This is a genomic window from Limobrevibacterium gyesilva (genome assembly GCF_025989185.1).
GTDB lineage: Bacteria > Pseudomonadota > Alphaproteobacteria > Acetobacterales > Acetobacteraceae > Limobrevibacterium > Limobrevibacterium gyesilva.
In genome coordinates this window covers 61,569-85,716 of the sequence record NZ_JAPDNT010000002.1, presented here as the reverse complement: position 1 = coordinate 85,716, position 24,148 = coordinate 61,569, and the positions used below count along the sequence as shown (strand labels likewise).

The following is a 24,148-nucleotide window of genomic DNA, read 5'->3' as shown; positions in this document are numbered from 1 at the left end:
CCTGCGGTTCAGGTCTCCAGCAACGCCGTGCGCAGGGCGTGGAAGCTGGCTTCGTCAGGCGTCAGGATCAGCCCGCCCTGGCGGATCGTCGGGCGGTATGGCGTGCCATCGAACTGCGCCGAGAAGCCGCCGGCCTCCTGGTGCAGCAGCCATCCCGGCGCATGGTCCCACGGCATCAGCCGCCCGTATAGCAGGTAGTGGCAATGCCCGCCGGCGAGCATGCGGTACTCGTGCGCGGCGCAGCGATAGACGAAGCTGGCGGCCACGCGCGGAAGGTTGCGGTTGACGGCAAGACGCTCCACCTCCGGCAGGAACCGCCAGCTCGCGGCCCCCGACATCTCCGCCACCGGCACCGCCGCGGCCACGCGCAGGTCGCTGCGGCGTCCGTCCGGCTGCTCGGTCCAGGCGCCCTCGCCGCGCACGGCGAAGGCGGTGTCGTTGCCCACGGGGTCGTGGATGATGGCGCCCACCACCTCACCGCGCACGATCGCCGCGGCCATGGTGGCGAACAGCGGCAGCCCGGCGGCGTAATTGGCGGTGCCGTCCACGGGATCGACGACGAAGGCAAGATCGGCGCTGCCCAGCGTGTCCAGCAGCGAAGGATCGGCGGAGGCGGCCTCCTCGCCGACCACCACGCAGCCCGGGAACACGTCCTGCAGCCCGGCGGTGATGACGCGCTCAGCAGCTTCGTCGGCCTCCGTCACCAGGTCCAGGGGGCCGGATTTGGTGCGCACGTCGGCGGCGGCCAGGCGGCGGAAGCGCGGCATGATCTCGGCCTGCGCGGCATCGCGCAGCAAGCCGGCGACATCAGCCGCATCGGCAAGCCCGAACTTCGTCAAGTCGTGATGTCCCCTGCCCGTTTCACGCCCGCCCGCCCTCGAACCGCGCCCTGTCGGCGGGCAGCAGGCGCACGGTGACGTGGATGCTTTCCTCGCTGTCCCGCCGGTCGATCACCTCGCCGTTCTGATACAGCCAGGCCAGCCGCGCGCCGTCGCCCTGCGCGATGTCGTAGCTCGCCACCTCCATGCCCGCGGCGATGCGAGCGTCGATGGCGGCCTTCAGCGTGTCCAGCCCCTCGCCGGTGATGGCGGACACGGCCACGGTGCCGGACCGGGCGGGCACATGGGCCACGCCGCCCATCAGGTCGGCCTTGTTCAGCACCTCGATGCTGCGCTCTGCCCAGTTCGCGTCCAGCGTGCCGTCCTTCACCATGCCGTCCAGCACGGCGATCACGTCGGCGCGCTGGGCAGCGGTGTCGGGGTGCGAGGCATCGCGCACATGCAGGATCACATCGGCCTCGGCCACTTCCTCCAGCGTCGCGCGGAACGCGGCCACCAGCTCGGTCGGCAACTCGCTGATGAAGCCCACCGTGTCCGACAGGATCGCCTGCCGGCCCGACGGCAGCCGCAGCCCGCGCATGGTCGGGTCCAGGGTCGCGAAGAGCTGGTCCCTGGCCACCACCTCGGCCCCGGTCATCGCGTTGAACAGTGTTGATTTTCCGGCATTCGTATAGCCGACCAGGGCGACCACGGGAAACGGCACCCGCCGGCGCGCGCTGCGGTGCAGGCCGCGGGTGCGGCGCACCTGCTCCAACTCCTTCTTCAGCCGCACAATGCGGTCGCCGATCATGCGCCGGTCGGCCTCGATCTGTGTCTCGCCGGGGCCGCCCAGGAAGCCGAAGCCACCGCGCTGGCGCTCCAGATGGGTCCAGGAACGCACCAGCCGGCTGCGCTGGTATTCGAGATGCGCGAGCTCGACCTGCAACGTGCCCTCGCGGGTGGCCGCACGCTCGCCGAAAATGTCGAGGATCAGGCCAGTCCGGTCGATCACCTTGCAGCCCCAGGCTCGTTCCAGGTTGCGCTGCTGCACCGGCGTCAGCTGCGCGTCCACGATCACCACCGCCACGTGCTGGGCGGCGATGGCCTCGGCCTGGGCCGCCACTTGCCCTTCCCCCAGCAGCGTGGCGGGGCGGCGCGCGCGCAGCGGCAGGATCGCGGTGTGCACCACCACCAGGCCGATCGATGCCGTCAGGCCAACCGCTTCGGCCAGGCGCGCCTCGGCGGCCCGGCTGGCTTCCAGACGGTCCGGCCGCTCCCACGGCAGGATGACCGCTGCCCGTGTCGGCAGTGTGGTGGATGCGAGATGCGCCGGCGATGCGGTGTCAGTCGGAGCTTGCAGGTGCCGTCTCCCGGGCGCCGATGGTCAGCGTGTTGCCGGTCCCTTCGGTCTTGGCCCCATCGAACAACTGGATCGGTGCGCCAGGCATCACGGTGCTGATGGCGTGCTTGTAGACCAGCTGGGTGTGCCCGTCCCGGCGCAGCAGGACGGAGAAGTTGTCGAACCAGGTGATGATGCCCTGGAGCTTGACCCCGTTCACCAGGAACACGGTGACGGGAGTCTTGTTCTTGCGCACATGGTTCAGGAAGACATCCTGAACGTTCTGCGACTTCTCGTTGGCCACGACTTGATCCTTCTTGTCGTTGTTATCGAACAAACCTGCCGCCGCGCCGCGGTCGTGTCGCAGCCTCGGCGCACGTGCAGTGTAACTTTCTGTCAAGCTGCCGCAAACGCACGAAACCGTGCAGTCAGCGACGACGCATCGGAGCAATGCAGATGCGGTCCCGCACCGTCCTCTTCAAGCGCGGCGATCCCGCCATCATGCGCCGCGTCGCCGAGCAACACTGCCGTGCAGCCAGCCGCACGCGCCGCCCGCATGTCGATCGCGGTGTCGCCCACATACCAGATGTTCCGGCCCGGCTGCAGGCCCATTTCCGCCAGCGCATACCAGATCGGCGCCGGGTCCGGCTTGTCCGCGGCGGCATCGCCCGCGCCGACGACGGCGCGAAAAGCGGCATTCCAGCCGAGATGCGCCACCTCGCGGCGCAGCAGCGGGCCATCCTTGTTCGACACCACCGCCAGCGGCCAGGCATCGGCCGCCTGCAGAAGTTCGCCGATGCCGGGCATCACGCGCAGATACTGCAGGTGCCGCTCGGCCATCGTCGTCCTGAACAGGTTGACCGCTTCCCGCCAGGATTCGCCGAACAGGCCCGGAAACGTGTCGCGCAACGACCCACGCACGCGGGCGAGGGCGTCGGCAACCGTCCACGCGGGCATCGCATGGGCTGCGAACACCACGTTCAGCGCGGCAGTGATGCCGGCCCAGCCATCGACCAGCGTGTTGTCCCAATCCCACAGGATCGCCTGCGGACGCTGCATGCGTCTTTCCTTGTCTTGCCGAAGTTCGCGGGTCTGTTAGCACATCCCGCCGAAACGTCACGCCCCCGGGAGAGAAACCGATGATCGCCTCTGCCCCCGACTCTCGCGTCTTTCGCGACATCTTCAGCACCACGGCCATGCGCCGGATCTTCTCCGACGAGGCGCGCACCCAGTATTACCTCGATATCGAGGCCGCCCTGGCACGCGTCCAGGCACGCATGGGCATCATTCCGCAGGCCGCCTGCGACGAGATCCTGCGCCATTGCGACGTCGCGCAGTTCGATATCGCGTTGTTGAAGAATCAGACCGAACGCATCGGCTATCCGGTGCTGCCGGTGGTGCAACAACTCGTCGCGCTCTGCAAGGACGGGCTCGGCGAATGGTGCCACTGGGGCGCCACCACGCAGGACATCACGGATACCGCGACGATCCTGCAGATCCGCGACGCGCTGAAACTGGTCGAGGACGATCTGCGCGCCATCAGCGAATCGCTGGCGGCGCTCGCGCGCGCATACCGCGACACGCCGATGGCCGGCCGCAGCAACCTGCAGCAGGCGACACCGATCACCTTCGGCTACAAATGCGCGGTGCTGCTGGCGGGATTCCAGCGCCATCTGCAACGCCTGCGGGAACTGCGCCCGCGTGTGCTGGTGGGCGAATTCGGTGGCGCCACCGGCACCCTTGCCTCGCTCGGCGCCGCCGGGCTGAAGGTGCAGGAAGGCCTGATGGCGGAATTAGGCCTCGGGCAGCCGGAGATCGCCTGGCACACGATGCGCGACCGCATCGCCGAAGTCGGCTGTTTCCTCGGCCTCGTCACTGGCACGTTGGGAAAGATCTCGATGGACGTGAAGCTGATGATGCAGACCGAGGTCGAGGAGGTCTACGAGCCTTTCGCCGAGGGCCGTGGCTCCAGCAGCACCATGCCGCAGAAGCGCAACCCGATCTCCTCCAACTACATCCATGCCTGCGTCGCCATGGTGCGCCAGAACGTGGCCGCCCTGCTCGATGCCATGGTCGAGGACCATGAGCGTTCCACCGGGCCGTGGGAGATCGAGTGGATCGCGGTGCCGGAGATTTTCCTGCTCTCGGCCGGCGCATTGGCGCAGGCGCGCTTCCTGGTGGGCGGGCTGCAGGTGGACCCGGCGCGGATGCGCGCCAATCTCGACCTGACCAAGGGGCTGATCGTATCGGAGGCGGTGATGATGGGGCTCGGCCCCGCGCTCGGCCGTCAGCGCGCGCACGATGTCGTCTATGACATTTGCCGTGAGGTCATTGCCGGCAAGGGCAGCTTCCTCGACCTGCTGGCCGGACATCCCGAGATCAGGCCGCATATGAGCCGCGCGCAACTGGCCCCCTTCCTCGACCCCGCGAACTATGTCGGCCTGGCGGGCGAAATGGTCGACCGCGTGCTGGCGAAGGAGATCTGACGGTGACACTCCCCGGACTGCTGGACATCGAGCATCTCAGGACCTGGGTGGGAAAGCAGGAGGTCATGACCGACACGGCGACCGCGTTCCCGGTCGCCGCGCTGTCGGCCACGCTGGACCGCGACGATGCGAAGCCGCGCCCGGGCGATGTGCTGCCGCCGCTGTGGCACTGGCTGTATTTCCTGCCGCTGGCCCGGCACAGCCAGCTCGGCCCGGACGGCCACCCGCAGCGCGGCGGCTTCCTGCCGCCGGTGCCGCTGCCGCGACGAATGTGGGCCGGCGGCCGCTTCAATTTCCGCAAGCCCCTGCATATCGGCGAGGCCATCACCCGCACCTCCACCATCACCGACGTCTCGATGAAGGAGGGGCGCACCGGTCGCCTGGTGTTCGTCCTGGTGCGCCACGAGGTGGCCGGCGCCGATGGCGTGGCGCTGACCGAGGAGCACGACATCGTCTACCGCGACGCCCCGGCGGCCGGCGAGGCGTCGCCGCCGCCCCGTCCCGCCCCCGGCGGCGCACAATGGCGACGCGACATCGTGCCGGACGACGTGCTGCTGTTCCGCTACTCCGCCCTGACCTTCAACGGCCATCGCATCCACTACGACCGCCGCTACGTCACCACGGCCGAGGGCTATCCCGGCCTGGTCGTGCACGGCCCGCTGATCGCGACCCTGCTGGTGGACCTGCTCCGCCGCCACACGGACGCCCCGCTGGCGGCCTTCCGTTTCCGCGCGGTGCGGCCGATCTTCGATATCGCGCCCTTCGCCGTCTGCGGGGCCCCCGGCGGTGACGGCCCGGACGGCAGCAAGACCGCGCTATGGGCCCAGGACAGCGACGGCTTCCTGTGCATGGAGGCCGAAGCCGTGACCGCGCCCGGCTGATCAGGCGGTGCGTTCCTCGGAATTGATGCCGAGCTGCTTCAGCTTGCGGTGCAGTGCGCTGCGCTCCATGCCCACGAAGCCGGCGGTACGGCTGATGTTGCCGCCAAAGCGCAGCAGTTGCGCATGCAGGTACTGCGTCTCGAACATGTCGCGCGCCTCGCGCAGCGGCAGCGCCATGATGTCGGCCGACGGGTCGGAGTTGTACAACGCCGGCGCCGCCGCGCCGATCTCCGGCGGCAGCATGTCGGCGCGGATCGCATCCCCTGCCCCGCCCGGCGCCATGATCAGCAGCCAGTCCATGAGGTTGCGCAGCTGGCGCACATTGCCGGGCCAGTCATAGGCCTGCAGCGCCGTCAGCGCGTCGGTGGACAGCTCGCGCGCCGGCATGGCCGCGGCCTCGGCCGAGCGCAGCAGGAAATAGCGCGCCAGGTCCGGCACATCCTCGCGCCGCTCCTTCAAGGCGGGCGTTCGCAACGGCACCACCGCCAGGCGGTAGTACAGATCCTCGCGGAACCGTCCGGACGCGATCTCCGCCTGCAGGTCGCGGTTGGTGGTGGACAGCACGCGGATATCCACCTTCACCCGGCTGGAGCCGCCGACCCGCTCGAACGACTGGTCCTGCAGCGCGCGCACGATCTTGCCCTGGGTCTCCAGCGGCATGTCGGAGACCTCGTCGAGCAGCAGCGTGCCGCCATGCGCCCGCTCCAGCACGCCGGCGCGGCGCGGCGCGGTCGCGGGGTCGGCGCCTGCCTCGACGCCGAACAGCTCCTCCTCGAAGCGCGCGGGATTGAGCACCGCGCAGTTCAGCGCCACGAACGGCCCGTCGACGCGGCGGGACCGGGCATGGATCATGCGCGCCACCACCTCCTTGCCTGATCCGGCGGGCCCGGTGATCAGCACGCGCGAACCGGTCGGCGCCACCTTCTCCACCGCGGCACGCAGGCCGGATATGGTTCCGCTCTCGCCGGTCAGCTCGGTCTCCGGGCCGGCGCGCAGGCGCAATTCGGCGTTCTCGCGGGCCAGGCTCGCGGCTTCCAGCGCCCGCCGCACCACCAGCAGCAGCCGGTCGGACTGGAACGGCTTCTCCAGGAAGTCGTAGGCGCCGCGCTGGATGGCCGCCACCGCCGTCTCGATGGTGCCGTGGCCGGAGATCATCACCACCGGCACCTGCGGCTCCTCGCCGTGCAGTGCCTGCAGGATGCCCAGCCCGTCCAGCCGCGAGCCCTGCAGCCACACATCCAGGATCACCAGCGACGGGCGGCGCGCCTTGAAGGCGGCGATCGCGGCGTCCGAGTCGCCGGCCTGGCGTGTTTCGTAGCCTTCGTCCTGCAGGATGCCGTCCACCAGCATCCGGATGTCCGGCTCGTCGTCGACGATCAGGATCTCATGCGCCATGGCTACGATCCATCCGATGACCCTTCAGGTGTCCCGGCCGGCAGGCACAGCATCGCAACTGTGCCCTGTCCCGGCCAATCCTCGCGCGGCATGCGGTCCTCCAGCACGATCCGCCCGCCATGGTCCTCCATGATCTTCTTCACGATGGCAAGACCAAGGCCAGTACCCTTCGGCTTATGGGTGACATAAGGCTCGGTGAGTCGGAAGCGGTCCTGTTCCGGCAGACCGACTCCGTCATCGGCGACGCTGATCCGGATGCTGCCGTTGTCCTGCCGCACGGCGATCTCGATCCGTCCGGATTGTGCCGGTGCACCCGAGTCGCCGTCACGTGGCCGCATCGCGACGGCATCCGCCGCGTTCTGCAGCAGGTTGGTCAGCGCCTGGCCGAGCAGGCGGCGGTCGCAGGGGGCGATCGGGCCGCGCTCGGGGATGTCGGTGACCCAGGCGATCTCCGGGCGCGCATTCTTCTGCAGCACCAGCGACTCGCGCACCACGCGGCCGACATCGGCGGGCTTGATCACCGGCTGGGGCATGCGCGCAAACGCGGAAAACTCGTCCACCATGCGGCCGATGTCGCCGACATGGCGGACGATCGTGTCGGCGCACTGGATGAAGGTATCGGGGTCCGACGTGATCTCCTTGGCAAAGCGGCGCTTCAGCCGCTCGGCCGAGAGCTGGATCGGGGTCAGCGGGTTCTTGATCTCGTGCGCGATCCGCCGCGCCACGTCGGCCCATGCGGCCTTGCGCTGTGCGGATTGCAGCTCGGTAATGTCGTCGAAGGTGGCGACGAAGCCGAAGCTCCGCCCGCGGCCCGCCGACGCCTCGCCGTCATGGCGCTCGCCGGTGCGATCGGCACCGACGCGCACCAGCAGGGTCCGGCGATTGGTGGGCGGGCCGATCTGCACCTCCGCGGTGCGCGGCCGTTCCGGCGCATCCTGCACTTCCTGCAGCAGCGGCCCGAACTCCGGCACCACGTCGGCCAAAGGCTGCCCGATCGCGGCCAGGAGATCCAGGGCCAGCAGATCGCAGGCGGCCCGGTTCGGCAGCTCGATGCGGCCCTGCGTATCGAGCCCGATGACGCCGGCGGAGACACCGGACAGCACCGCCTCGGTGAACCGGCGGCGCTCGTCGATCTGGCTGTAGGCGTCCATCAGCTCGGTGCGCTGGGCGGCGAGCTGGCCGGTCATGCGGTTGAAGGCGCGCGACAGCCCGGCCAGCTCGTCGCCGGTGCTGGCTTCCGGCACCCGCACGGACAGGTCGCCGGCGCGAACCCGCTCGGCCGCCATGATCAGCCCTCCCACCGGGCGGGCGATCTGGTTGGCCATCACCAGGCCGATCGACGCCGCGGCGGCCAGCACCAGCAAGGCGACCAGCGCGAAGATCAGCGCGAACGTGACCTGCAGGCCCGAGCGGTTCTGGTCCAGGCGCTCATACTCCGCCACCGCATCCTCGGTGCGCTTCATATGGTCGAGGATCTGCTGGTCCACGGGGCGGCTGATCTGCAGCATCAGCGCCGGCGTCGCGTCCAGCTGCACCACCGCGCGCACGCGGCTGGAGTCGTCGTTGCCCAGCACCGCGACATCGCCGGTGCGGGCCAGCGCCGTGGCCCAGGCCGGCGGCGGGTCGGTGCCCATGCCGGCCATCAGCCCCGCCGAGGCGATGATCTGCCCGGTGACCGGCTCGAAGATCACCGCCTCGGTGAGGCCGCGCAGTGCCGTCTGCTCGGCCAGGATGGCGGCGAAGGCGTTGGGATCGCTGGACAACAGCCGCCCCGCCCGGGCCAGGTCGTTGGACATGCCCAGCGCGTCGGCGCGGATGTTGTTGCGATGCTCCTCCAGGTAGCCGCGCGAGGCGTTCAGGCTCTCCTGCAAGGCGATGCGCACGGGTTCATTGAACCAGGCCTGGATGCCCAGGTTGAAGAACACGGTGGAGAAGACGGCGACGACGATCGCCGGCGTCACCGCCACCACGCTGAACAGCAGCACCAGCCGCACATGCAGCCGCGCCCCGGCCGAGCCGCGCCGCCGCTCCATCCACATCCGGGTCAGCCGCCCGGCCAGGACCGCGCCGAGCAGCAGCAGCACCACCAGATTGGCCAGCACCAGCGCGAACACCTGGTTCGGCCGCGGCAGCTGCCGGGCGAGGATGACGAAGGTCGCCACCCCCAGCGCCAGCGCGACGGCCGCCAGCAGCAGCGTGATCCCCTTGCCCAGCAGCAGGTCGACGATGCGGCGCAGGCGCGTGTCGGGCGGCTGCAGGCGGCGCGCCGGCTCGGGCATCGTCTGCGATGCGGGTCCCACGTTCACCGCCGGCTGCCCCCTGCTCCCGCCATCCCCGTGCCTGCGCTCAGGACAGACCCCGCACGACCGGGATCTCCAGATCGCGGATCTTCTTGCGCAGCGTGTTGCGGTTCAGCCCCAGCATCGCCGCGGCCTTGATCTGGTTGCCGCGCGTCGCCGACAGCGTCATCTGGATCAGCGGCCGCTCCACCTCGGCCAGCACGCGGTCGTAGATGTCGGACGGCGCCATGCCGTCGCGATGAGCGGCGAGGAACTGGCGGATATGACGCTCCACGGCGCGCGCCAGCGGCTCCTGCCCGGCACTGGGGGAAGCGGGCTCGGCCGGCTCCGGCGGTTCGGCCTCGGCCAGCTCGGCGCGCACGGCCTCGGCGCCGATCACCTCGTCCGGGCACAAGGCGGCCAGGCGGCGCATCAGGTTCTCCAGCTCGCGCACGTTGCCGGGCCAGCGATAGGCCCTGAGCGCGTCCACGCCACCCTGGTCCAGCGTCTTGGAGGCGAGGCCGTCGGCGCGGGCGCGCTCCAGGAAATGGCCGGCGAGGTCGGCGATGTCCTCGGTGCGCTCGCGCAGCGGCGGCAGGCGGATCGGCACCACGTTCAGCCGGTAGAACAGGTCCTCGCGGAACTGGCCCTGGCGGATGGCCGCACGCAGGTCGCGGTGCGTGGCGGCGATGATGCGCACATTGGCGCGGATCGGCTGGCGGCCGCCGACGGTGGTGAACTCGCCCTCCTGCAGCACGCGCAGCAGCCGCGTCTGCGCCTCCGGCGGCATGTCACCGATCTCGTCGAGGAACAGCGTGCCGCCATTGGCCTGCTCGAAGCGGCCCTGGTTGCGGTTGGTGGCGCCGGTGAAGGCGCCGCGCTCGTGGCCGAACAGCTCGCTCTCGATCAGCTCGCGCGGGATCGCGGCCATGTTGATGGCCACGAACGAGCCGCCGCGGCGGCGGCCGTAATCGTGCAGCGCGCGCGCCACCAGCTCCTTGCCTGTGCCGCTCTCGCCATTGATCATCACCGTCAGGTCGGCGGTGGTGAGCCGCGCGATGGTCCGGTAGATCTCCTGCATCGCCGGGCTGCGGCCGATCAGCGGCAGCCGCTCGTCGCTGTCGCGCGCAAGCGCGTCGCCGGCCGGCGCCTCCGCCAGCGGGGCCGCCAGCGCACGCCCGACGACGGCCAGCAATTCCTTCAAATCGAACGGCTTGGGAAGATATTCGAAGGCGCCGCGCTGGGCCGCCTTCACGGCCGTCATCAGCGTGGACTGGGCGCTCATCACCACCACGCGCAGGTCCGGCCGCACCCGCTTGATGCGCGGGATCAGGTCCAGCCCGTTCTCGTCGGGCATCACCACGTCGGTGATGACGAGGTCGCCCTCGCCGTCTTCCACCCACCGCCACAGCGTCGCCGCGTTGGAAGTGCTGCGCACCTGGTAGCCGGACCGGCCCAGGGCCTGGGTCAGCACGGTGCGGATGGACCGGTCGTCATCGGCGATGAGGACAGTTGGGGGGGTCATGTTCTTGTTTTCAGTTGGAATCGGGGTCGTCGCTCAGCATCGGCAGATGCAGGCGGAACTCGGTGCGGCCGGGCCGGCTCTCCACTTCGATGAGTCCGCCATGGTCGCTGACGATCTTGGCCACCAGCGCCAGCCCCAGCCCGCTGCCGGACGGCTTGGTGCTGACGAACGGGTCGAACAGGTGCGGGCGGATATCCTCGGCGATTCCCGGGCCGTTGTCGCGCACCGCCACCACCAGCGGCAGATGCATGCGCTGGTCCGAACCCGGCACCGCCAGCCGCACGCCGTGCTGGAACGCGGTGATCAGGGTGATCTCGCCGTTCGGATTGCCGGCGCCGTTGATCGCCTCGGCGGCGTTCTTCACCAGGTTCAGCACCACCTGCACCAGCTGGTCGCGATTCCCGTACACCGATGGCAGCGACGGGTCGTAGATCTCGGTGAAGGCGATGTGCGCGGCGAACCCGGTATGGGCGAGCCGGCGCACGTGCTCCAGCACGCGGTGGATGTTCACGGCGCCGCGCTCGATCGGCTTCTCGCCGAAGACCTCCATGCGGTCGACCAGAGCGCGGATGCGGTCGGCCTCGTCGCGGATCAGCACGGTCAGCTCGCGGTCGGTCTCGGCCACGCTGCCTTCCAGCAGTTGTGCGGCGCCGCGAATGCCGGAGAGCGGGTTCTTCACCTCGTGCGCCAGGATCGCGGCCATGCCGGTGACGCTGCGCGCAGCGCCGCGAAAGGTGAGCTGGCGATCGAGTGCGCGGGCCGCCGAGGCGTCCTCGAAGGTCAGCAGCACCGCGCCAGGTTCTTCGGGCAGCGGGGTGGCGTGCACGGTGATCCCCTGCTTGCGCAGCCGCGGGCTCTCCAGCGTCATGTCGTGGTCGGCCACCGACACGTCGTCCTGGCGCACCTGCCGGATCAGCGGGAAGATCGGGTTGTCAGGCGGCACCAGGTCGGCCAGCGACATCTGCCGGGACTGGGCGGCGGAGATGCCCAGGAACTGCTCGGCGGCGTGGTTGACGAAGCGGAACCGGTTTTCCGCGTCCAGCAGCACCACCGGCACCGGCAGGGCGGACAGCAATGCCGCGGAGTCGGGCGGGCGGCCCGTGTCACGCCGGCCGACCACGGCGAGGGCGGCGCGGGTAACGACATTCCTCATGCAGCCGCCCTCACGCGGCTTCCGCCATGTCCCGATCGGAGTCGGCCGCCTCGCGCCCGGTGACGCGCGCGGCGCCGCGGGCGATCAGCGGATCGTAGAACCGGTCGATCAGCGCCTCGACCTCGGTCGCGACGGCCATCCGGTTCATGCTGGCGCGGAACTCGGCCGAGCCGGGCAGGCCGCGCGAATACCAGGACACGTGCTTGCGGGCCAGGCGCACACCGGCGTCGGTGCCGAAGTGGTTCAGCATCGAACGGTAATGCGCCAGAAGGATCTGCTTCTGCATCGCCAGCGGCGGATCCGGCAGGCGTTGGCCGGTGCGCAGGTAGTGCGCGACCTGCGCCGGCAGCCAGGGGCGGCCGTAGCAGCCGCGGCCGATCATCACCCCGTCCGCCCCGGAGCGCTGCAGCGCCGTCGCCGCGTCGTCCTCGCTGAGGATGTCGCCGTTGGCGATGACGGGAATCGACACCGCCGCCTTCACCTGCGCGATGAAATGCCAGTCGGCGACGCCGGTATAGAATTGCTGGCGGGTGCGGCCGTGCACGGTGACCATGCGGATGCCCACGTCCTCGGCGATGCGCGCCAGCGCCGGCGCGTTCAGGCTGGCATGGTCCCAGCCCATGCGCATCTTCAGCGTCACCGGCACCGGCACCGCCCGCACCGTGGCCTCCAGGATGCGCGCGGCGGCGATCTCGTCGCGCATCAGCGCGCTGCCGGCCATCTGGCCGACTGCCACCTTCTTCACCGGGCAGCCGAAATTGATGTCGATGATGTCGGCCCCGCGCCCGACCGCGATGCGCGCCGCCTCGGCCATCGCCGCGGGGTCGCAGCCGGCGAGCTGGATCGAGGTCTGGCCCCCGTCCACCTCCGCCATGCGCAGCGTGTTGCGGTTCTCGCGCACCATTGCCCAGGAGGCGATCATCTCGGAGACGACGAGGCCGGTGCCCAGCTCGCGCGCGAGCCGGCGGAACGGCAGGTCGGTGACGCCGGACATCGGCGCCAGGATCACTGGCGTGGCGATGGTGACACCGCCACCCAAATCGATTGGGCGCAGGCCCGTCGGCTGGTGCTCTGATAGGTTGCCCATGATTTGTGCAATCTAATCCCTGCCCATGCATTGCGCAACGCGGCTGCTCCCTGCGCGGGCGAGTTGACGCGCAGCGGGCCTGCGGCGAGGGTGCGCCGCCATGTCACACCCTCCCCGTATCGCCGCCTTGCTGGTCGCTGCCGGCAGCGGCAGCCGCTTCGGCGCCGAGACCCCGAAGCAGTTCCTTCCCCTCGCCGGCCGCCCGGTGCTGCGCCATGCCGCCGAGGCCCTGGCGCGCGCGGCCGACCTGCTGCAGCCGGTCGGCGACGCCACCCTGATCGAAGCCGCGCTGGCCGGGTTGGCGCACCTGCCGCCGGTGCCCGGCGGCGCGACCCGGCAGGACAGCGTCCGGGCCGGGGTGGAGGCGCTGGCGCCGCACGCGCCCGACATCGTGCTGGTGCATGACGGGGCGCGCCCGTTCATTCCGGCCGGCACCATTCCCGCCCTGGTGGCGGCGCTGGCCGGGTCGCCCGGCGCCATTCCCGCGGTGCCGGTGGCGGACACGCTGAAGCGCGGCGTGGACGGACGGATCGCCGCCACGGTGCCGCGCGAGGGGCTGTTCCGCGCCCAGACGCCGCAGGCCTTCCGCTTCCCGCTGCTGCTGGAACTGCATCGCGGCGCCTGCGATGGCGCCACCGACGATGCCGCGATCCTGGAGGCGGCCGGCCACGCGGTGGCGCTGGTGCCGGGCCACGAGGACAACATCAAACTGACCTACAAGGAGGATCTGGTGCGGCTGGAACGGGTCATCGCCCCCACTCTGCTTCCGCGCGTCGGCACCGGCTTTGACGTGCATGTGCTGGAGGCCGGCCGCAAGCTGATCCTGTGCGGCGTGGACGTGCCGCACGAGCGCGGCCTCGCCGGGCATTCCGACGCCGATGTCGGTATCCACGCGCTGTGCGACGCGATCTACGGCGCGCTGGCCGAGGGCGATATCGGCCGCCATTTCCCGCCCAGCGAGGCCACCTGGAAGGACGCGGATTCGGCGCGGTTCCTGCGCCATGCGGCGGCGCGGATCGCAGCCCGGGGCGGCGTGCTGGCCAATGCCGACGTGACCCTGATCTGCGAGCGCCCGAAGATCGGCCCGCACGCCCCGGCGATGATGGCGCGGCTGGCAGAGCTGCTGGGCGTCGATGTCGGCCGCATCTCCGTGAAAGCCACGACGACCGAGCGACTGGGCTTCACCGGCCGGATGGAAGGCATCGCCGCCCAGGCGGTGGCGACTATATTGCTGCCGGCCTAATCCGGCCGCCGGCCGGCGGCGACGTCCTGCATGACGGCGATCTGCCGCGGCAGGCAGACGGCGAGCGCATAGCGCGCCAGCACGGTGGCGCGGGCGGCTTCGCGCAGCTTCGTCGCCGCCCTGCCGTTGGCGAGTGCGTCGGCCACCCGCTCGGCAATCGCGCCGGGAGCGAAGAAATCGACCAGCCAGCCGTTGCGGCCGTCCTCGATGACCTCCTGCACCGGCGGCGTGGCCGAGCCGATCACCAGGCACCCCGCCGCCATCGCCTCGATCATCGACCAGGACAGCACGAAGGGCACGGTCAGGTAGACATGCGCCGCCGAGACCTGCAGCAGGCGCAGGTAGCGCTCATATGGCAGGTGGCCGACGAAGTGGACGCGCGACGGATCCACGTCCAGTTCCGACAGCAGGGCGGCGCGCCAGGTTCCGCCGCTCGGCGGCGGGCGGCCGTAGCTGACATCGTCGCCGCCGGCCACCACCACCTGGGCTCCGGGGCGCCGCCGCAGGATCACCGGCACGGCGCGCATGAACGAGGGAAAGCCGCGATGCGGCTCGAGGTTGCGCGCCGCATAGGTCACCACCTCGTCGCCTGCGGCCAGCACGCGCCCGTCCGGCAGGGTGAAGGTGGCAGACAGGTCGGGCTTCGCCACGGCGGCGTCCACGCCGTCGAAGACGACCGAGATCCTGGATTGGAACCCGGGCGGATGCAGCCGCTTCTGCCACTGCGTCGGGCTGATGCCCCAGTCGCAGGCGTCGAGCGCCAGCAGCAGATGCGCGTTGCGGGTGCGCGTGCCGCTGTCGGCGGTCAGGTCCTGCTGGTCCGCGGGGTCGAAATTCGTGTCGGCGCCGTGGCTGCGATAATAGAACTCGCAATAATGCAGCAGCGGGACGTCGGCGTACACGTCCTTCACGTAGAGCGACTCCCCCCAGCCGGGATGCGCCACCACGAGGTCGGGGCGGAAGCCGTTGCGGGCGAGGCGGTCCAGGAAATAGGCGACCTGCTGGCCGCACATCACCGCGGCCTCGGCCGGGCGCAGGAACGGGTGGCCGGACAGGCGCGCGGCGTCCGGCGGCTGGTAGGTGATGCGGCCGATGCCGGGCGCGGCGAAATCCGTCGGCCGGCCGATGCAGACGATGCGGTGCGCGCCGGTCGCCGCGAGGGCGCCGATCACGTGGTGGAACTGGCCAGGCATGTTCTGGTGGATGAAAACGAGATTCATGCGGTGAAGAGTCCGGCTCGCCAGATGGTCGAGAGGACACGAAACCGGAAGAAATGTCGGAATTGTGACAGTACAGCTCGATGCATGTGACGTCTCACTCAGGATGGTGTAAACGACCGTCAATAGATCGTTTGTTTCGAATAATTCCACAGATCACAGAACACGGGATTCATTTGGATCATTTTGAAAGTGAACGATCTCTGGCACCGGGAAAAGAAATTATTTTGCGGATTGACAAGCGCCAATCTATCTTTCCCTCCTGAAATGAGAACATCCATAATCTCCTGAGGCATGCCATGGCGCGTGGAAACTCTTCGTCCGCATGGGACGGCGGCCGGTGGAACGGCTCCGCCCAGGCAGTACTCGACGAACTTCGCAACGCCCAGCAGCAGCCGGCCAACGGCCCCTGGACTGGCCCGATCAGCGATCCGTTCGCGGCGTTCGTCGACGCGCTGGTGCAGAGTCCGGTTCCGGCGCTGCCGGTGGCGGTCGGCGAGAACGGCGCCGACGCCGCCTCCAGCCAGCTGTTCTGGGCCTACGATATCCGCACCGGCTTTCACCTGGACGCGACGGCGGGGTTCCTGAACACCCAGACCGGCAATGGCGGGTTCTCGCTGGATGTGCGCCCGGACGGCTCGTGGATCCTGAATTTCGCCGGCAGCAACCAGACCGTCGTCCACACCGCCGGCGGCGGCAACGCCAACGCGCCCGCGCCGCCGCCCGCGGGGAACACCGAGCTGGGCATCGCGACCGCGACGGCGGTTGTCTACAACGGCGCGGCCGGCAACCAGACGATCAACGGGCAGGCCAATGGCGACTCTCCGGCCGTGATCGGCAACGACACCATCTTCGGCGGCGTCGGCGACTACATGATCGGCGGCCTCGCCCCGCACCAGGTGACCGCGGCCGGGAATGTCGGGAACTGCGCCATCTATACCACCGCCGCCGGCTCCTCGGTTGCACCCGGTTCGGTCCTGGCCGACATGGAGGACGGGCGCGGCTACGGCAGCAATGCCGAGGGCAACACCTTCGTCAACATCGACCAGGTTCGCGGCTCGTTGTTCAGCAACGTGCTGATCGGCAGTTCCAGCGGCACCGACCTCAAGAGCGGCGGCGACAACAGCATCCTGATCTCCACCGGCGGCCAGGGCTATGAGCTGCGGCCGGACGGCACCGGCAACGTGCTGGTGTCCACCGTGGGCGGCAACCGCATCCTGCTCGACCCCACCCACGCCTGGAGCCTGACGGATACGACCACCATGCTCGGGTTCAATGCCGGTAATCACGACTACATCGACCTGTCGCTGATCTCGACCGATTTCCATACCCCGGCGGCGGCCGGCTACAATCCGCTGACCGGCACCGGCGACATCACCGACTACGTCAAGCTGGTCGACCAGGCGGACGGCGAGCACCTGATCTTCGACCCGGCAGGCAACGTGCAGGCGGGCGGCTACGACATCCTCGACCTGAAGCTGCTGCACGGGCTGGACGCCCAGAGCCTCTACAACAACGGCAATATCGTGCTCTGACCGCGGTTTCCCCAACCCGGCCGGACGGGGTATAGGGCGCACGTCGCCACCGACGGCAACCGGGAACCACGCGCCATGGGCATGACCGCGCCACCTGCCGAAACCGCCTGGCTGTTGCACCATGTGCTCGGCTTCGAAGCGATGGCCGAGGCCGACACCGCCGCCGTGCTGCAGGAGGCCACCCGCACGGCCGAGGGCGTGCTGGCGCCACTGGACCGCGACGGCGACCGCATCGGGTCGCAGTTCGTGGACGGCGCCGTCGTCACCCCGCCCGGTTTCCACGACGCCTACCGTGCCTATGCCGAGGCCGGCTGGGTGGGCATCGCCGCCAATCCCGACCACGGCGGCCAGGGCCTGCCTTATGTGCTGGCGCTGGCCGCGTTCGAGCCGGTCAGCAGCGCCAACATGGCGTTCGGCCTGTGCCCGATGCTGACCCAGGATGCGATCGCGCTGCTGGAGGCGCATGGCTCGCCGGACCAGCAGGCGCGGCTGCTGGCGCCGATGGTGTCCGGCCGCTGGGCCGGCACGATGTGCCTGACCGAGCCGCAAGCGGGCTCCGACCTGGCGGGCGTGCGCACCCGGGCGGTGCCGGACGCGGACGGGCGGTTCCGCGTCACCGGCCAGAAGATCTTCATCACCTGGGGCGAGCACGGGATGACCGAGAACATCCTGCACATGGTGCTGGCCCGTCTGCCGGACGCGCCGGAGGGCAGCGCGGGGATCTCGCTGTTCGCGGTGCCGAAGCTGCTGCCCGACGGCGCCCCCAACGGCGTGCGCTGCCTGTCGATCGAGCACAAGCTGGGCATCCATGCGAGCCCGACCTGCGTGATGGGGTTCGAGCAGGCGCTGGGCGAGCTGGTGGGCCCGGCCAATCGCGGGCTGCCCAGCATGTTCGCCATGATGAACGCGGCCCGGCTGGGCGTGGCGATGCAGGGGGTCGCCGCCGCCGAGCGGTCGTTCCGCCGCGCCACGGACTTCGCGGGCGGGCGCGAGCAGGGCGGCGGGCCGATCATGCAGCATCCGGACGTGCGGCGCATGCTGTGGACGCAGCGGGCATTGGCGCTGGGCGGGCGGCTGCTGACGCTGTACGCGGCCATGCATGCCGAGGACGCGCGGGGGCAATTGCTGATCCCGGTCGCCAAGGCGTGGTGCACCGATGCCGGCGTGGAGGCCGCCAACCTGGGCGTGCAGGTGCATGGCGGCATGGGCTATGTCGAGGAAACCGGGGCCGCGCAGCATCTGCGCGATGTGCGCATCACGCCGATCTACGAAGGCACCAATGGCATCCAGGCCATCACCCTGCTGAAGCGCGGCCTGCTGCGCGACCAGGGGGCGGCAGTGGCCGCGTTGCTGGAGGAGATCGCGGCGGCGGACTACGCTTCCCCGGCCCTGCTGCATGCCGTGGACACGGCGCGCACGGCGGCCGACTGGCTGCGCCGGGCCGATCCGCGCGCAGGCGAGGCCGGTGCCGCGCCGTTCCTGCAGGTGATCGGGACCCTGACCGCGGCCTGGCTATGTGGGCGCGTGCTGGCGCATGGTGACGCGCCGCCGGCAGCCCATGCGGCGGCCGCGGTGTTCGTGGACCAGATCCTGCCGCGCATCCACGGCCAAGCGGCGGCGCTGGCGACACCGACGCAGGCCCTGGTCGATACGACGGCAATTGCCTAAGTTTAAAACTCAGACGCTTACGTTCCGGAGGTAGTTTCCCACCATGCGCCTGCGCCGCCCACTGTCCCTGCTTGCCGCCACGCTGGTGATCGGCGTCGGCCTCGCCGGCTGTTCCACGGTGAAGGAGAATGCGGGCCCGTGCCCGACCCCGCCGCCGATCAAGCGCGAGGAGATTCCGAAGCCGCCGGTGTCCGAGCAGGAGCAGATCTGGCAGCCGGGCCACTGGGACTGGAACGGCAACAATTATGCATGGCGCGAAGGCAGCTGGATCAAGCGCGAGGGCCGCGCGAACCAGTGGATGGACGGCTACTGGGACCGCCCCTCGGTGCCGGGCACCTGCGTCTGGAATCCGGCCCACTGGATGTAGCCCGAGAGGTTTGACCGGCCCCGGCAGGGAGAAGCGCCGGGATATATGTGGGGGCGTTGCGACGTGCCACGGCACCGGGTTTCGATCGCCGTCATTGCATTCCTGGGGCTTGGGGCATCCGTGGTGCCTGGGCCGGCGGTGCGCGCGCAGCCACCGCCGCCGCCCGTCGCCGCGGGCGATCTGGTTCCGCCGAACGAAGTGGTGGGGCTGCTCGGCCATGTCGCGCTCAGCGCGGCCGGGAAGGATCTCGGGCGCGTCGTGGATGTCCTGGTCGATACTCAAGGCATCGTGCGCGCGGTGGTGATCGATGTCGGCGGCTTTTTCGGCGTCGGCAGCCGCAAGGTGGCGTTTGCCTGGTCGGCGCTGCACTTCGCCCGCGGCGACAAGGGGCCGGTGGTGTCTGTCGTGATCCCGTCCGATCGCATCAAGACCTGGCCCGACTACCAGGCCGACAAGCCCATCGCAATTCTGGGTGCCGACGGAACCGGCCGCTAAGGCCACGGTATCCTGTCCATGGGACGCAACCTGCGCAATCTGGACTGGCTCTATTTCTTCGTCGCCGACGTGCAGACGGGCTTCGGACCGTTCATCGCCGTCTACCTGACCGATCATAAATGGACGCAGGCCGAGCTCGGGATCGCGCTCGGGGTGGGGTCGGCCACGGCGATGCTCGGACAGGTGCCGGCCGGCGCGTTCGTGGACAGCCTGGCGCACAAGCGCAGCGCCGCGTTCGCCGCCCTCCTCGCCGTCGCCGCCAGCGCCGCGCTGATGGCGTCTTCACCTGCCTTGTGGCCGGTGCTGCTGGCACAGGTCGTCTATGGCCTGGCCGCCTGCATACTGACTCCGCTGCTTGCGGCGATCACGCTGGGCCTCGTCAGCCGGTCCGCGGTGCCCGAACGGCTCGGCCGCAACGCCCGGTTCGCGGCGCTCGGCAGCGCCCTGGGCGCCGGCCTCATGGGCGCGATGGGCACCTGGGTCTCCAGCCGCGCCGTGTTCTGGCTGGCGGCGACGCTGTGTCTGCCGGCGTTGTTGGCGCTGCGCGGACTCGGCGCGGTGCGGCCAGATGAGGCGGCGGCGCTGAATCTCGATGAGCCGGCGCACGAGGAATGGAGGCATGTGCTGCTCGACCGGCCGCTGCTGTCCTATATCGCCTGCACCGTGCTCTTCCACCTCGCCAACGCCGCCATGCTGCCGCTGGCCGGCGTGGAGATCACCCGGCGGTCGGACGAAGGCGCCAGCCTGATCATCGCCGCCTGCATCCTGGTGCCGCAGATGACGGCGGCCCTGCTGTCGCCCTGGGCCGGCTGGGCGGCGCAGCGCTGGGGCCGGCGCCCGGTGCTGCTGATCGGATTCATGGCCCTGCCGCTGCGCGGGCTGCTGCTCGCTTTGGTCGGCAACCCGTGGCTGGTCGTTCCGGTGCAGGTGCTGGACGGCTTCGGGGGCGCGGCCTTCGGAGTGATGACGCCGCTGGTGGCCTCCGACCTGTCCGGCCCGGCCGGGCGCTTCAACCTGCGCATGGGCATCATCGGCCTCGCCATCGGCATCGGCGCCACCATCAGCAACACCGTCGCGGGGGGGATCGCCAGCAGCTTCGGCAGCCGGGCGGCCTTTCTCGCGCTGGCAACCGCGGGTGCGGGCGCAGTGCTGGCGGTGGCGCTGGCCATGCCGGAAACCCGGCCGCCGGTATCATGCCAGCGGCCATGAAGAATGACCGCTGGTATGAGTCGTTATTTTGCGCGCCGCCGCCCACCAAGCCCGCGACAGGCACGCGCTTGCGTGCCGCAAGCGGATCGGCGCGCGATACCAACGGCCCTTGACGATGGAAGGGTCATCGTCAAGGGCCGCCGGTATCAGGCGTTGGCTGACCACACCGCGCGATACAACGCCACGATCTCGGCCTTGTCGGGCACGCGCGGGTTGTTCGCCGGGCTGCCGGAGGCGAGCGCCTGCTCGGCCATGAGGTCGAGCCTGCCTTCCCACACTGCATGGTCGATGCCGAATTCCTTCGGTGTCGGCACGCCCAGCTCGGCGTTGAGCGCCACCAGGCCGTCGGCGAGCTTGCCCGCCGCCGTCTCGGCATCGTCGGAGGCGGCGGCGAAGCCGATGCGGCGCGACGCCTCGGCGTAACGGGCGGTGGCCGAGGCCAGGCCGAAGCGGGTGACGGCGGGCAGCAGCATGGCATTGGACAGGCCGTGCGGGACGTGGAAATGCGCGCCGATCGGCCGCGACATGCCATGCACCAGGGCGACCGAGGCATTGGTGAAGGCGATGCCGGCCTGCATGGCGCCGAGCATCATGGCCTCGCGAGCGGCGGCGTTGCGTGGTTCGTGGAAGGCGGTGCGCAGATTGGCGCCGATCAATCCCATCGCCGCCAGCGCCTGGGCGTCGCTGAACGGGTTGGCGCGGCGGGAGACATAAGCCTCCAGCGCATGCGTCAGGCTGTCCACGCCGGTGTCGGCGGTGGTGCGCTTCGGCACGGTGAAGGTCAGCTCGTAATCGACGATGGCCGCAAGCGGCAGGGCGCCGAGGCCGGAGATCAGCATCTTCTCGTCACGCGCCGTATCGGTGATGACGGTGAAGCGGGTGGCCTCGCTGCCGGTGCCGGCCGTGGTCGGAATGGCAATCACCGGCAGTTTCGCGGCATCGGCCTGGAACGGCACCTTGTAGGCGCTCATGGGGGCGTCGCCCATGGCCAGGATGGTCATCGCCTTGGCGGTGTCGATGGGCGAGCCGCCGCCGAAGCCGATCAGGCAGTCATGGTCGCCCTGGCGCAGGGAGGCGACGCCCGCTTTCACCACGGTATCGGTCGGTTCCGGAACGGTATCGCTGAACACCGTGACCTTGATGCCCGCGGCTTCCAGCGGATCGATGCAGCGGCGCACCAGGCCGGAGGAGACCATGAACGGGTCGGTCACCACCAGCGGGCGCGTCAGCCCGAATTTCTGCAGCACCGAGGCCACTTCGGCGACGGCGCCGCCACCCACCAGCATGAAGCGGGGCGCGACCAGGTTGAACGACATTTCTCTTCCTCTCGTCACGGCGGGCCATGCCGCCGCGGTCTCGGATGCGCGGCTAACCTGCCGTCGCGGTGATGCGGCCACGCCGTTCCGCGTAGAGCGCAAGACGCAGCGCCGCCGCGGGGCTGGCGGCGTGTACGCCCTCCGCGGCGACGGCGGCGGGCAGTGTCTCGGCGTGATGGCAGGCGGTCATGTGCCCGGACTCGATGGCGCGCAGCGGCGGGTCCTCGGACTTGCAGATATCGGTCGCGAACGGGCAGCGCGTGTGGAACCGGCATCCCGGGGGCGGGTTCATCGGGCTGGGCATATCGCCGCCCGGCAACTGCTTGGCGCCGCGGCGATGCGGATCGGGGCGCGGGATCGCCAGCAGCAGGGTGCGCGTGTAGGGGTGGCGCGGATTGGCGAACAGCGCGTCCTTGGGCGCGACCTCGACGATCTTGCCGAGATACATCACCGCCACCCGGTCGGCCATGTGCTTCACCACCGCGAGATCATGGGCGATGAACAGGTAGGACAGGCCGAGCCGCGCCTGCAGGTCCTTCAGCAGGTTCACCACCTGCGCCTGGATCGACACGTCGAGTGCCGAGACCGGCTCGTCGCACACCACCAGCGCCGGCTCGACGGCGAGCGCACGGGCGATGCCGATGCGCTGGCGTTGGCCGCCGGAGAACTCGTGCGGGTAGCGCTGGGCGTGGTAGCTGGCCAGGCCGACCAGGCCGAGCAGCTGGTTCACCCGCGCCCGCCGCGCCATGCGGTCGCCGATCTCGTGCACGATCAGCGGCTCTTCGAGGATATCGCCCACGGTCATGCGCGGGTTGAGCGAGGCGAACGGGTCCTGGAACACGATCTGCATGCGCCGGCGCAGCCGGCGCAGCGGTTGGCCGGACATCGCGGTGATATCCGTGCCCTCGAAGCGCACCGTGCCGGCGCTGGGCTCGATCAGGCGCAGCACCAGCCGTGCGGTGGTGGACTTGCCGCAGCCGGATTCGCCCACCAGCGCCAGGGTCTCGCCGCGATCGAGCGAGAACGACACGCCGTCGACCGCGCGCACCATGCCCACGGTCTTGGCCATCACCAGGCCGCGCTTCACCGGGTAGTGCTTGGCGAGGTTCTCGACCTCGAGCAACGGCGTGCTCATCAATGCGCCTCCGCGGCGACGGCCGCTTCCAGTGGCGCGCGCAGGCAGGCGGCCAGGTGTCCGCGACCGAGGTCGCGCAACGGCGGCGACTCGCGTTCGCAGGCCGCGGTGGCGAACACGCAGCGCGGATGGAAGCGGCACCCCTGCGGCAAGGCGAAGGGCGCGGGCACGGCGCCTTCGATGGCCAGCAGCCGGTCGTGCGTTTCTTCCAGCTTCGGAATGCTGCCGAGCAGGCCGAGCGTGTAGGGGTGCTGCGGGTCGTCGAAGATAGCGGTGCCGGAGGCACGCTCGACCACGCGGCCGGCGTACATCACCGCCACTTCGTCGGCCATTTCGGCGACCACGCCGAGGTCGTGGGTGATGAGGATGATGGCCATGCCGGTCTGCTGCTGCAGGTCGCGCAGCAGGTCGAGGATCTGCGCCTGCACGGTCACGTCGAGCGCCGTGGTGGGCTCGTCGGCAATCAGCAGGTCAGGCTCGCAGGCCAGCGCCATGGCGATCATGACGCGCTGGCGCATGCCGCCGGACATCTGGTGCGGGTACTCGTCGAAGCGGCGCTCGGGTGCGGGGATGCGCACGCGCCCGAGGGCGGCGATGGCACGCGCCTTCAGCTCGGCGTTGCTGGCGGCGCGGTCATGCGCGCGCATCGCTTCGGTGATCTGGTCGCCCACGGTGAACACCGGGTTCAGGCTGGTCATCGGCTCCTGGAAGATCATGGCGATGCGGTTGCCGCGGATGTCGCGCATGCCGGCGGGCGGCAGGGTCAGCAGGTCGCGCCCGTCGAACATCACGCGGCCGGCGGCGATGCGGCCGGGCTGCGGCACCAGCCGCATGACCGACAGCGACAGCATGGACTTGCCGCAGCCGCTTTCGCCGACGATGCCAAGTGTCTTGCCCTTGGCAACCGACAGGGAGACGCCGTCTACCGCGGCAACCTCGCCGTTGCCGGTGCGGAAGACGGTGCGAAGGCCCTCGATGGAAAGGAGATCGCTCATGCTGT

Annotated in this window: 21 protein-coding genes; 8 read left to right on the top strand and 13 right to left on the bottom strand. The window is 70.0% G+C overall.

Features of this window, described 5'->3' with window-relative positions; all coding sequences use genetic code 11:
• Window positions 1–8: 8 nt before the first annotated feature.
• From OL599_RS04380 to OL599_RS04365, 4 genes are all read right to left on the bottom strand, one after another.
• Window positions 9–839 carry an inositol monophosphatase family protein gene (locus OL599_RS04380; RefSeq protein ID WP_264712422.1) on the bottom strand — a complete coding sequence of 277 codons (831 nt, stop codon included), beginning with the start codon at window positions 837–839 and terminating at the stop codon, window positions 9–11.
• Window positions 840–861: 22 nt separating this feature from the next.
• The gene (gene hflX, locus OL599_RS04375) at window positions 862–2,127 is read right to left on the bottom strand and encodes a GTPase HflX (RefSeq protein ID WP_408886916.1); all 1,266 of its coding nucleotides are present in this window, start codon (window positions 2,125–2,127) and stop codon (window positions 862–864) included.
• A 34-nt stretch (window positions 2,128–2,161) separates the two neighbouring features.
• Window positions 2,162–2,461, bottom strand: coding sequence for an RNA chaperone Hfq (hfq, locus tag OL599_RS04370; protein WP_264712421.1), 300 nt, complete (start codon window positions 2,459–2,461; stop codon window positions 2,162–2,164).
• Between the two features lie 92 nt (window positions 2,462–2,553).
• A complete protein-coding gene (locus OL599_RS04365) occupies window positions 2,554–3,216 on the bottom strand; it encodes an HAD family hydrolase (RefSeq protein ID WP_264712420.1) in 663 nt (220 codons plus the stop codon).
• Between the two features lie 80 nt (window positions 3,217–3,296).
• On the opposite strand from OL599_RS04365, the gene pcaB reads away from it, so the two are divergent.
• Together pcaB and OL599_RS04355 are read left to right on the top strand one after the other, a co-directional pair.
• On the top strand, window positions 3,297–4,643 hold the full coding sequence (gene pcaB / locus OL599_RS04360) for a 3-carboxy-cis,cis-muconate cycloisomerase (RefSeq protein ID WP_264712419.1): 1,347 nt from the start codon (window positions 3,297–3,299) through the stop codon (window positions 4,641–4,643).
• A 2-nt stretch (window positions 4,644–4,645) separates the two neighbouring features.
• Window positions 4,646–5,524, top strand: a complete 879-nt coding sequence (locus OL599_RS04355; RefSeq protein WP_264712418.1) for an FAS1-like dehydratase domain-containing protein — start codon at window positions 4,646–4,648, stop codon at window positions 5,522–5,524.
• On the opposite strand, the gene ntrX is transcribed toward OL599_RS04355, so the two are convergent.
• The 5 genes from ntrX to dusB all read right to left on the bottom strand — a co-directional run bounded on the left by ntrX (window position 5,525) and on the right by dusB (window position 12,963).
• Window positions 5,525–6,919 carry a nitrogen assimilation response regulator NtrX gene (gene ntrX / locus OL599_RS04350; RefSeq protein ID WP_264712417.1) on the bottom strand — a complete coding sequence of 465 codons (1,395 nt, stop codon included), beginning with the start codon at window positions 6,917–6,919 and terminating at the stop codon, window positions 5,525–5,527.
• Window positions 6,920–6,921: 2 nt separating this feature from the next.
• Entirely contained in the window at window positions 6,922–9,198 is a 2,277-nt protein-coding gene (locus OL599_RS04345) for a sensor histidine kinase NtrY-like (RefSeq protein WP_264712416.1), read from the bottom strand.
• Window positions 9,199–9,265: 67 nt separating this feature from the next.
• Window positions 9,266–10,723 (bottom strand): nitrogen regulation protein NR(I), encoded by a 1,458-nt coding sequence (gene ntrC, locus OL599_RS04340; RefSeq protein WP_264712415.1) that lies wholly within the window; start codon window positions 10,721–10,723, stop codon window positions 9,266–9,268.
• A 10-nt stretch (window positions 10,724–10,733) separates the two neighbouring features.
• Window positions 10,734–11,876, bottom strand: coding sequence for a two-component system sensor histidine kinase NtrB (locus tag OL599_RS04335; protein WP_264712414.1), 1,143 nt, complete (start codon window positions 11,874–11,876; stop codon window positions 10,734–10,736).
• A 10-nt stretch (window positions 11,877–11,886) separates the two neighbouring features.
• Window positions 11,887–12,963, bottom strand: coding sequence for a tRNA dihydrouridine synthase DusB (dusB, locus tag OL599_RS04330; RefSeq protein ID WP_264712413.1), 1,077 nt, complete (start codon window positions 12,961–12,963; stop codon window positions 11,887–11,889).
• Window positions 12,964–13,063: 100 nt separating this feature from the next.
• On the opposite strand from dusB, the gene OL599_RS04325 reads away from it, so the two are divergent.
• Entirely contained in the window at window positions 13,064–14,206 is a 1,143-nt protein-coding gene (locus OL599_RS04325; protein WP_264712412.1) for a bifunctional 2-C-methyl-D-erythritol 4-phosphate cytidylyltransferase/2-C-methyl-D-erythritol 2,4-cyclodiphosphate synthase, read from the top strand.
• Here the strand turns inward: OL599_RS04325 and OL599_RS04320 are convergent.
• The gene (locus tag OL599_RS04320) at window positions 14,203–15,426 is read right to left on the bottom strand and encodes a glycosyltransferase family 4 protein (RefSeq protein WP_264712411.1); all 1,224 of its coding nucleotides are present in this window, start codon (window positions 15,424–15,426) and stop codon (window positions 14,203–14,205) included. The two genes, OL599_RS04325 and OL599_RS04320, sit on opposite strands and share 4 nt — an antisense overlap.
• A 296-nt stretch (window positions 15,427–15,722) precedes the next feature.
• Here OL599_RS04320 and OL599_RS04315 point away from each other — a divergent pair, with 296 nt between their 5' ends.
• The 5 genes from OL599_RS04315 (at window position 15,723) to OL599_RS04295 (ending at window position 20,697) form a co-directional block, all read left to right on the top strand.
• Window positions 15,723–16,958: a hypothetical protein gene (locus OL599_RS04315; RefSeq protein ID WP_264712410.1), complete on the top strand. Its 1,236-nt coding sequence runs from the start codon at window positions 15,723–15,725 to the stop codon at window positions 16,956–16,958.
• A gap of 81 nt (window positions 16,959–17,039) precedes the next feature.
• The gene (locus OL599_RS04310) at window positions 17,040–18,626 is read left to right on the top strand and encodes an acyl-CoA dehydrogenase family protein (RefSeq protein WP_264712409.1); all 1,587 of its coding nucleotides are present in this window, start codon (window positions 17,040–17,042) and stop codon (window positions 18,624–18,626) included.
• Window positions 18,627–18,669: 43 nt separating this feature from the next.
• On the top strand, window positions 18,670–18,993 hold the full coding sequence (locus tag OL599_RS04305) for a YXWGXW repeat-containing protein (protein ID WP_264712408.1): 324 nt from the start codon (window positions 18,670–18,672) through the stop codon (window positions 18,991–18,993).
• 63 nt (window positions 18,994–19,056) lie between these two features.
• Window positions 19,057–19,488 carry a PRC-barrel domain-containing protein gene (locus tag OL599_RS04300; protein WP_264712407.1) on the top strand — a complete coding sequence of 144 codons (432 nt, stop codon included), beginning with the start codon at window positions 19,057–19,059 and terminating at the stop codon, window positions 19,486–19,488.
• An 18-nt stretch (window positions 19,489–19,506) separates the two neighbouring features.
• Entirely contained in the window at window positions 19,507–20,697 is a 1,191-nt protein-coding gene (locus OL599_RS04295; protein WP_264712406.1) for an MFS transporter, read from the top strand.
• A gap of 146 nt (window positions 20,698–20,843) precedes the next feature.
• On the opposite strand, the gene OL599_RS04290 is transcribed toward OL599_RS04295, so the two are convergent.
• Genes OL599_RS04290 through OL599_RS04280 form a run of 3 tightly spaced genes read right to left on the bottom strand, consistent with a single transcriptional unit; the run spans window position 20,844 to window position 24,143 of the window.
• On the bottom strand, window positions 20,844–22,013 hold the full coding sequence (locus tag OL599_RS04290) for an iron-containing alcohol dehydrogenase (RefSeq protein ID WP_264712405.1): 1,170 nt from the start codon (window positions 22,011–22,013) through the stop codon (window positions 20,844–20,846).
• Window positions 22,014–22,065: 52 nt separating this feature from the next.
• Window positions 22,066–23,148: an ABC transporter ATP-binding protein gene (locus tag OL599_RS04285; protein WP_264712404.1), complete on the bottom strand. Its 1,083-nt coding sequence runs from the start codon at window positions 23,146–23,148 to the stop codon at window positions 22,066–22,068.
• Window positions 23,148–24,143 (bottom strand): ABC transporter ATP-binding protein, encoded by a 996-nt coding sequence (locus OL599_RS04280; protein WP_264712403.1) that lies wholly within the window; start codon window positions 24,141–24,143, stop codon window positions 23,148–23,150. The genes OL599_RS04285 and OL599_RS04280 overlap by 1 nt, the downstream gene beginning before the upstream one ends.
• Window positions 24,144–24,148: the final 5 nt, after the last annotated feature.

Bases quoted from the DNA above. Each gene is read 5' to 3' on its own strand.
- OL599_RS04290 (WP_264712405.1), bottom strand. From the start codon at position 22,013: ATGTCGTTCAACCTGGTCGCGCCCCGCTTCATGCTGGTGGGTGGCGGC.
- OL599_RS04310 (WP_264712409.1), top strand. From the start codon at position 17,040: ATGACCGCGCCACCTGCCGAAACCGCCTGGCTGTTGCACCATGTGCTC.
- OL599_RS04335 (WP_264712414.1), bottom strand. From the start codon at position 11,876: ATGAGGAATGTCGTTACCCGCGCCGCCCTCGCCGTGGTCGGCCGGCGT.
- OL599_RS04295 (WP_264712406.1), top strand. From the start codon at position 19,507: ATGGGACGCAACCTGCGCAATCTGGACTGGCTCTATTTCTTCGTCGCC.
- OL599_RS04365 (WP_264712420.1), bottom strand. From the start codon at position 3,216: ATGCAGCGTCCGCAGGCGATCCTGTGGGATTGGGACAACACGCTGGTC.
- dusB (WP_264712413.1), bottom strand. From the start codon at position 12,963: ATGGGCAACCTATCAGAGCACCAGCCGACGGGCCTGCGCCCAATCGAT.
- OL599_RS04325 (WP_264712412.1), top strand. From the start codon at position 13,064: ATGTCACACCCTCCCCGTATCGCCGCCTTGCTGGTCGCTGCCGGCAGC.
- ntrX (WP_264712417.1), bottom strand. From the start codon at position 6,919: ATGGCGCATGAGATCCTGATCGTCGACGACGAGCCGGACATCCGGATG.
- OL599_RS04305 (WP_264712408.1), top strand. From the start codon at position 18,670: ATGCGCCTGCGCCGCCCACTGTCCCTGCTTGCCGCCACGCTGGTGATC.
- OL599_RS04320 (WP_264712411.1), bottom strand. From the start codon at position 15,426: ATGAATCTCGTTTTCATCCACCAGAACATGCCTGGCCAGTTCCACCAC.
- OL599_RS04280 (WP_264712403.1), bottom strand. From the start codon at position 24,143: ATGAGCGATCTCCTTTCCATCGAGGGCCTTCGCACCGTCTTCCGCACC.
- OL599_RS04345 (WP_264712416.1), bottom strand. From the start codon at position 9,198: ATGCCCGAGCCGGCGCGCCGCCTGCAGCCGCCCGACACGCGCCTGCGC.
- OL599_RS04285 (WP_264712404.1), bottom strand. From the start codon at position 23,148: ATGAGCACGCCGTTGCTCGAGGTCGAGAACCTCGCCAAGCACTACCCG.
- ntrC (WP_264712415.1), bottom strand. From the start codon at position 10,723: ATGACCCCCCCAACTGTCCTCATCGCCGATGACGACCGGTCCATCCGC.
- pcaB (WP_264712419.1), top strand. From the start codon at position 3,297: ATGATCGCCTCTGCCCCCGACTCTCGCGTCTTTCGCGACATCTTCAGC.
- OL599_RS04315 (WP_264712410.1), top strand. From the start codon at position 15,723: ATGGCGCGTGGAAACTCTTCGTCCGCATGGGACGGCGGCCGGTGGAAC.